The organism is Actinomycetospora callitridis, assembly GCF_028737265.1.
Taxonomy (GTDB): Bacteria; Actinomycetota; Actinomycetes; order Mycobacteriales; family Pseudonocardiaceae; genus Actinomycetospora; species Actinomycetospora callitridis.
The window spans coordinates 231,192-238,367 of record NZ_JAQZAK010000009.1; the positions used below are offsets into that span (position 1 = coordinate 231,192).

7 protein-coding genes are annotated in these 7,176 nt (G+C 74.3%); 3 read left to right on the forward strand and 4 right to left on the reverse strand.

Going from position 1 to position 7,176, the window contains the following annotated elements; genetic code table 11:
- The first annotated feature begins 10 nt into the window (after nt 1-10).
- Nucleotides 11-1,327, forward strand: coding sequence for an Nramp family divalent metal transporter (locus PH191_RS24250; protein WP_274197199.1), 1,317 nt, complete (start codon nt 11-13; stop codon nt 1,325-1,327).
- A gap of 11 nt (nt 1,328-1,338) precedes the next feature.
- On the opposite strand, the gene PH191_RS24255 is transcribed toward PH191_RS24250, so the two are convergent.
- A complete protein-coding gene (locus PH191_RS24255) occupies nt 1,339-2,262 on the reverse strand; it encodes an NADP-dependent oxidoreductase (RefSeq protein ID WP_274197200.1) in 924 nt (307 codons plus the stop codon).
- Nucleotides 2,263-2,339: 77 nt separating this feature from the next.
- Here PH191_RS24255 and PH191_RS24260 point away from each other — a divergent pair, with 77 nt between their 5' ends.
- Nucleotides 2,340-2,816, forward strand: a complete 477-nt coding sequence (locus tag PH191_RS24260; protein WP_274197201.1) for a methylated-DNA--[protein]-cysteine S-methyltransferase — start codon at nt 2,340-2,342, stop codon at nt 2,814-2,816.
- Nucleotides 2,817-3,224: 408 nt separating this feature from the next.
- On the opposite strand, the gene PH191_RS24265 is transcribed toward PH191_RS24260, so the two are convergent.
- The 3 genes from PH191_RS24265 to PH191_RS24275 all read right to left on the reverse strand — a co-directional run bounded on the left by PH191_RS24265 (nt 3,225) and on the right by PH191_RS24275 (nt 5,866).
- Nucleotides 3,225-4,028: an SDR family NAD(P)-dependent oxidoreductase gene (locus PH191_RS24265; RefSeq protein WP_274197202.1), complete on the reverse strand. Its 804-nt coding sequence runs from the start codon at nt 4,026-4,028 to the stop codon at nt 3,225-3,227.
- 4 nt (nt 4,029-4,032) lie between these two features.
- Nucleotides 4,033-4,869, reverse strand: coding sequence for a 3-hydroxyacyl-CoA dehydrogenase family protein (locus PH191_RS24270; protein ID WP_274197203.1), 837 nt, complete (start codon nt 4,867-4,869; stop codon nt 4,033-4,035).
- A gap of 73 nt (nt 4,870-4,942) precedes the next feature.
- Nucleotides 4,943-5,866 carry a LysR family transcriptional regulator gene (locus PH191_RS24275; RefSeq protein ID WP_274197204.1) on the reverse strand — a complete coding sequence of 308 codons (924 nt, stop codon included), beginning with the start codon at nt 5,864-5,866 and terminating at the stop codon, nt 4,943-4,945.
- Between the two features lie 108 nt (nt 5,867-5,974).
- Here PH191_RS24275 and PH191_RS24280 point away from each other — a divergent pair.
- The coding region (locus PH191_RS24280; RefSeq protein ID WP_274197205.1) for an MFS transporter at nt 5,975-7,176 on the forward strand (1,202 nt) is incomplete at its 3' end.

Sequence of the window (7,176 nt, forward strand, 5' to 3'; positions counted from 1 at the left end):
ACTGCCCCGCATGACCGATCGGGGGACGGACGACACCGACACCGCTGGCCCTGGCGACAGCACCGCCGCACCGCAGCCGGCCCGCCGCTGGAGCATCGTCGGCCCGGGCATCGTCGTGGCCGCCACCGGCGTCGGGGCGGGCGACCTTGTCGCCACGCTCGTCGCCGGGTCGGAGTTCGGCTACACGCTGCTGTGGGCGGTGATCCTCGGGGTCGTCGTGAAGATCGCGCTGGCGGAGGCGACGGGCCGCTGGCACCTCGCGACGGGCTCGACGATCTTCGCGGGCTGGCGGTCGCTGGGGCCCTGGACGACGGTGTACTTCGTCGTCTACGTCGTCATCTGGGGCTTCGTCTACGGCGCGACGGCGATGACGTCGTCGGCGCTGCCGCTCGCGGCGATGTTCGGCGGCTCGATCCCCGCCTGGGGCATCCCGTGCGGGCTGCTGGGCCTGGTGCTCGTCTGGTTCGGGTCGTACGCGATCTTCGAGAAGATCATGACGGCGCTGGTCGGCGTCATGTTCGTCGTGGTGGTCGGCCTGGCGATCCTGGTGCTCCCCGACGTCCCGGCGATGCTCGCGGGCCTGCTCCCCGTGCTGCCGTCGGGGTCGGCCGTCTACACCCTCGGCCTCGTCGGCGGCGTCGGCGGCACCGTGACGATGGCGGCCTACGGCTACTGGATCAACGCCAAGGGCTGGCGCGACAGCTCGTGGATGCGCGTGATGCGCCTCGACAACCGCGTCGCCTACATCACCACGGGGATCTTCGTGGCGGCGATGCTCGTGGTCGGCGCCGAGCTGCTGTACACCGCGAACATCGCGCTGGTCGAGAGCGACCGCGGCCTGCTCGACCTCGACGAGATCCTCCAGCAGCGCTTCGGCCCGGTGATCGCGACCCTGTTCCTCGTCGGCTTCTTCGCGACGTCGTTCTCGTCCCTGCTCGGGGTGTGGCAGGGCGTGAGCCTCATGGTCACCGACTTCGTCCGCACCCGGCGCGAGGCCGTCGCCCGCACGCCCGAGGAGCTGGCCGCGGCCGGCCAGCTCAGCGAGGACGCGACCCGCAGTGTCCCGTACCGGGCCTACCTGCTCTGGCTGACGTTCCCGCCGATGATCCTGCTGTTCCTCGGGCGTCCGTTCGTCCTGATCGTCGCCTACGGCGCGCTCGGCGCGTTCTTCATGCCGTTCCTGGCGATCACGCTGCTGTGGCTGCTCGGCAGCAAGCGGGCCCCGCGCGAGTGGCGCAACGGCTGGCTCTCGACGACGTTGCTGAGCGGCGCCGCGGTGCTCTTCCTCGTCCTCTGCGTCTCCGAGCTGGTGGACACGTTCGGCTGACCCGGTGTGCGTCAGAACGTCAGGACCAGGCGCCCCCGGACGCCACCGGCCTCGAGGCGGCGGTGGGCCTCGGGCGCCTGTTCGGCCGGGATCGTGTCCGCGACGCGCGGGGTCAGCACGCCCTCCTCGGCCTGGCGGCGCAGGACGTCCAGCGCGGCGTGGTCGGTCGCGACGTCGCGCACGAGCACGGGGTGCCAGGTGATGCCGCGCTCGTCGGCGCCCCGGTGACCGCGCACCGTCGCGATCTTGCCGCCGTCGCGGACCGCGTCGAGCAGCGCGTCGCCCTGCAGCGACCCGTCGACCAGCGCGTCCACCCCGCCCGGCTGGCTCTCGCGGATGCGCGCGGCCACGTCGTCGCCACGCCGGACGACGACGTCGGCGCCGAGCCCGCGCACCAGCGGCTCGTCGGCCTCGGAGGCGTCGGCGACGACGGTGAGCCGGTCGGCCTTCGCGAGCTGCACGACGTAGCCCCCGAGCGCGCCCGCCGCACCGGTGACGGCGAGCGTCTGCCCGGGCGCCGGCGCGAGGGTGTCGAGGGCGAGACGCGCGGTCATGGCGTTCATCGGCAGCGTCGCGGCCTCGACGGCCGACGCGCCCGCCGGCGCCCGCACGGCCGACGCCGCCGGCACCACGACGTACTCGGCGTAGGCCCCGTGGCTCCCGTCGGGGACGACGACCGCCATCGCGGCGTCGCCGACGTGAAGCTCGGTGTCGGTGCCCTCGCCGATCTCGTCGACCTCGCCCGCCGCGTCCATGCCGGGCACGTAGGGCGGCGGGTCCTTTCGCTGGCGCTCGGCCCGCGTCCCGTCGCGCGCGAGGGTGTCGGTCGGGTTCACCGCCGCCGCCCGCACGCGCAGCCGGACCTCGCCGGGGCCGGCGTGGGGCTCGGGCAGCTCGACGACCTCGAGGGCGTCGGGCCCTCCGTAAGAGTTCACTCCGATGGCTCGCACGATCAGGGCCTACCCGGGTGGGTAGACCAGGACGCGTGACGGCATCCTCGCGACGCTTCCGCGTGATCGAGAGCCCCCTCGGGCCGCTGACCCTGACCTGGGACGACGAGGTCGGCGCCGTGCGCGGCCTGCACGTCCACGACCAGCGAGACCGCGACCCCGACCCGTCCTTCGGCGAGCCCGACGACGGCACCTGCGGCGCACTGGACGACCTCGCGGGCGAGCTCGACGAGTACTTCGCCGGCGAGCGGCGCACGTTCACGCTGCCCGCCGACCCGCCCGGCACCCCGTTCTCCCGCGCCGTCTGGGACGCGCTGCGCGAAGTGCCCTACGGCGCGACGACCACGTACGGGGCCCTCGCGGCGGCGATCGGGAGCCCGCGCGCGGCCCAGGCGGTGGGCACTGCGAACGCCCGGAACCCGGTCAGCCTGCTCGTCCCGTGCCACCGCGTCCTGACCGCGGCGGGGCTTCCCTCCGGCGGGGGACCCGGCGTCGAACGCAAGCGTTTGCTCCTCGCGATGGAGCGTGGGACCCCTTGACCGCACCCCTCGCGCGAGTATGTTCAGAGGTGTCGCTGTGGTGCTGATCACACGAGCTGAGGGATGAGCGCACCGCGCACATGACCCAGTTGGATGACCGGGAAGAGGTGATGGATTGGACGCAGGGAATACCCCGCACCGCATCACGAGGACCCGGTCGACCCGGCGCCGTACCGCGCACGGGAGCTGATCCACACCAGACTCCACGCCGCTGGGCGAGACAAGCGGACGGTGGGACGACCGGGACCGTGCGGGTCCCGAGCTGACACTTCCTCCCAGATACGAGCCGGCGTCCCCCTTCGAGGGGGGCGCCGGTTCGTACGTGCGGGGCCGGTCAGTGCTGGTGATCAACGGGGACTTCGTGCGCGTAGAAGCAGCGAACCGCCCGTTCGTTGCTGTTCCCGCACCTCAGTAGTGCACGACGCCCCGCTCGCCGCCGCCCGCGCCGATCGCGTCGCCCGTCACCGCGATCGCGCGGGGCGAGGCCAGGAAGACGACGACGTCGGCCACCTCGTCGGCGGTGATGATGCGGCGCAGGCTGGTCCCGGCGGCGAGCTCGGCCCGGACCTCCTCCTCGGAGCGCCCGGTGGCGGCCATGCGGTCGGCCACCATCCCGGTCGTCCTCTCGGTCTCCGTGTAACCCGGGTGGACCACCACGACGCCGACCCCGCGGGGCCCGAGCTCGTCGGCGAGGTTGGCCGTCAGCGCCGCGACACCGACGTTGCGCACCGTCCCCGCGATCGAGCCGGTGCGCCGGGCGTTGAGCCCCGAGACGTTGACGATCCGGCCCCAGCCCTGCGCCGTCATGTGCGGGGCGACGGCGCGCGCGGTGCGCAGGTAGCCGACGACCTTGGTGTCGACGGCGTCGAGCACGGCCTCGTCGGTGAGCTCGGCCAGCGGGGGCACCGGACCCCCGCCGGCGGGCGGGGCGGCGGCGTTGACCAGCACGTCGACCCCGCCGAGCTCGCTCACGGCGCGATCGACCATCGCCCGCACCGACGCGTCGTCGGTGGTGTCGGCGGCGATCGGCAGCACCGTCGTCGCGGGCCCGGCGGCGCGCACCCGGCCAGCGGCGTGCTCGAGCGCCTCGGCGCCGCGGGCCACGAGCACCACGTGGGCGCCCTCGGTGGCCAGCTGCCGGGCGCAGGCCAGCCCGATGCCGCGCGAGCCGCCGGTGACGATCGCGACGCGGCCGGCGAGTCCGAGATCCATCGGGTCAGCTCCAGTCGTAGAAGCCGCGCCCGGACTTCTGCCCGAGCTCGCCGCGCTCGACCTTGTCGCGCAGTAGCTGCGGCGGCGTGAAGCGCGGGCCGAGCTCACCGGTGAGGTGCTCGGCGATGGCGAGGCGCACGTCCAGCCCGACGACGTCGGTGAGCCGCAGCGGGCCCATCGGCCAGCGGTAGCCCAGCTGCATCCCGGTGTCGATGTCCTCCGGGCTCGCGACGCCCTCCTCGACCATCCGGATGGCCTCGAGCCCCACGGTCAGGCCGAGGCGCGAGGTGGCGAAGCCGGGCGCGTCGTTGACGACGATCGCGGTCTTGCCCAGCGCCTCGACCCAGCCGCGGGTCTCCGCGGTCGTCTCCTCCGACGTCCCGGGGTGCACCACCAACTCGACGAGCTTCTGGGCCGGGACCGGGTTGAAGAAGTGCATGCCGATGACCCGGTCGCCGGGCAGGTCGGCGGCGATCGCGCCGATCGACAGCGACGAGGTGTTGGACGCCAGGACCGCGGCGGGGCACACGCGGGCGGCACCGCCGAGCACGGTCTGCTTGAGGTCGACGCGCTCGGGCACGGCCTCGATCACGAGCGCGGTGTCGTCGGGGAGCTCGTCGACGGAGGTGCGCAGCGTCAGGCGGGCGAGCAGGTCGTCGCGCGAGGTGCCCTCGGGCAGCTTGCCGCGCTTCTCCGCGCCGTCGACGCTCGCCTCCACCGCCTGCCGTGCCGCGTCCACCCGGGCCGCGTCGGCCTCCACCAGGACCACCGGGGAGCCGGCGGCGAGCAGGACGTGGGCGATGCCGGCGCCCATCGTGCCGCCGCCGATGACGGCCGTCATCGGGCGAGAATCCACGGTGCTGTGACCTCCGGAGGTGGCGGGTGCGTGTGCGTGTCTTAGCACGGACGAGCATTCACGAGCGCGACAGCGCCGACGCCACGTGGTCGGGCATCAGGACCGCCGCGCGGGCCACGAGGCCCACGAACCGCGTGGTCAGGGCGTCGGGCTCGGCCCCGGTGTAGGCGGCGAGCTCGCGGTCGGCACTGGGCACCGGGCGCGCGATCGTGCCCGCGAACACCGGCGGGACGATCGCCGCGGGCACCAGGCTGGGCCCGATCCCCGCCGAGGTCAGCAGCGGCGCGACCGCGGTCTGCTCGGTGCGCACCGCGACCCGGGGCCGGTAGCCCGCGCGCTCGCAGGCGTCGACCAGCACGTCGGCCAGCGCGTGGTCCGGCGCGTACTGCACCCACGGCACGTGCTCGAGGCGGCTCAGGGCGATCTCGCCGCCCGCGGGGGACATGACGTCGTCGGCCCCGAGGTTCGGCGGCAGCAGCACCACCATCTCCTCGGTGCCGAGGCTGCGCTGGCGCCCGCGCCACTGCGCCGGGACCGGTCCGACGCCGACGTCGGCCTGCCCTTCCCGGACGGCGGTGGCGAGCGTGTCGCCGTGGCGGTGCTCGAACAGGCGCACGGTGACGTCCGGGTTCTCCGCCCGCCAGCGCCGCAGGACGCCGGGCAGCAGGCCGAGGCTCACCGAGTAGACGCACGCGATCCGCAGCTCGCCGCCCTCGGAGCCGGTGACCTGGCGCGCCGCGGCGTTCCCGCGCTCAGCCGCGGTGACCGCGGTGCGGGCGTGGGGGAGCAGTGCCCGCCCGGTCGGGGTGAGAGCCACCGCACGCGGGAGACGGCTGAAGAGTGACCCACCCAGCTCCTTCTCGAGCGCCGCGATCTGCTGCGAGAGGCCGGGCTGGGTGACGAACAGCCGGTCAGCGGCCCGCGTGAACGATCCCTCGTCCACGACGGCGACGAAGGACTCGAGCTGGCGCAGCGTCGGCATCAGCTGAGCTTATGCGGTACCGCGTGCATCTTCTTCGACTTATGGCGCCAGCGCACGAACCGTGGACGGCGAACGGAAACCCCCGCACGTCCCCTCGAGGAGCTCCCCGTGCCTCTCGCCCTGCTCGCCCTAGCCCTGGGCACCTTCGGCATCGGCACCACCGAGTTCGTGATCATGGGCCTGCTGCCCCAGGTCGCCGGCGACCTCGGCGTCCCGATCAACGACGCCGGCCACCTGATCTCGGCCTACGCCGCCGGCGTCGTCGTCGGCGCGCCCCTGCTCGCCGCCGCGACCGTCAAGCTGCCCCGCCGCCCCGTCCTCATCGGCCTCATGAGCGTGTTCGCCGTCGGCAACCTGCTCTCGGCGCTCGCGCCGGGCATGACGTCGCTGCTCGCCGTCCGCTTCCTCACCGGCCTGCCGCACGGCGCGTTCTTCGGCGCCGCCTCGGTGGCCGCCGCCTCGATGGTGGGCCGCGACCGGCGCGCCACCGCGGTGTCCCGGGTGTTCCTCGGGCTCACGATCGCCAACGTCGTCGGCGTCCCGCTGGGCACGCTGCTCGGCCAGGAGGCCGGGTGGCGCGCGACCTTCGCGGTCGTCGGCGTCATCGGCCTGCTCGCCGTCGCGGCCGTCGCCGCCTTCGTCCCCCGCGCCGACCCGACCGCCAGCGGTCCGGGCGCCCTGACCCGCGAGGTCCGGACCCTGCGCCACCCCCAGGTGGTGCTCTCGCTCGCCGCGGTGATCTTCGGCTTCGGCGCGATGTTCGCCTGCTACAGCTACGTCTCCCCGATGCTCACCGAGGTCGGCGGCTTCTCCACCGCCACGGTCACCCTGCTGCTCGCGGTGGTCGGCCTGGGCATGACCGCGGGGTCGGTGCTCGGCGGACGCGCCGCCGACCGCGCCCCGATGTCCACCCTCTACGTCTGCCTGGTCGCCCTGGCCGGGGTGCTCGTCAGCTTCGTCGTCACCGTGCACCACCCGGTGCTCGCGGTGCTCTCGCTGTTCGGTGCCGGCATGTTCTCGCTGGCCCTGGGCCCGGCGATCCAGACGCGCATCCTCGACCTCGTCGGCGACGCGCCCACCATGGCCTCGGCGGCGATCCAGTCGGCGTCGAACGTCGCGAACTCCCTCGGCGCCTGGCTCGGCGGCATGGTCATCGCCGCGGGCCTGGGCTACCTCGCGCCCGCCCTCGTCGGCGCGGTCCTCGCCGTGGTCGGCCTCGCGGTGCTCGGGCTCTCCGGCGGCCTCGAGGTCCGCGGCCGCCGCCGCGAGTCCCGCGAGCCCGTGGCCGAGCCCACCCCCGAGCCCACCCC

Coding starts and splice junctions, on each gene's coding strand:
- PH191_RS24275 (WP_274197204.1), bottom strand. CDS start 5,866: ATGCCGACGCTGCGCCAGCTCGAGTCCTTCGTCGCCGTCGTGGACGAG.
- PH191_RS24250 (WP_274197199.1), top strand. CDS start 11: ATGACCGATCGGGGGACGGACGACACCGACACCGCTGGCCCTGGCGAC.
- PH191_RS24270 (WP_274197203.1), bottom strand. CDS start 4,869: ATGACGGCCGTCATCGGCGGCGGCACGATGGGCGCCGGCATCGCCCAC.
- PH191_RS24265 (WP_274197202.1), bottom strand. CDS start 4,028: ATGGATCTCGGACTCGCCGGCCGCGTCGCGATCGTCACCGGCGGCTCG.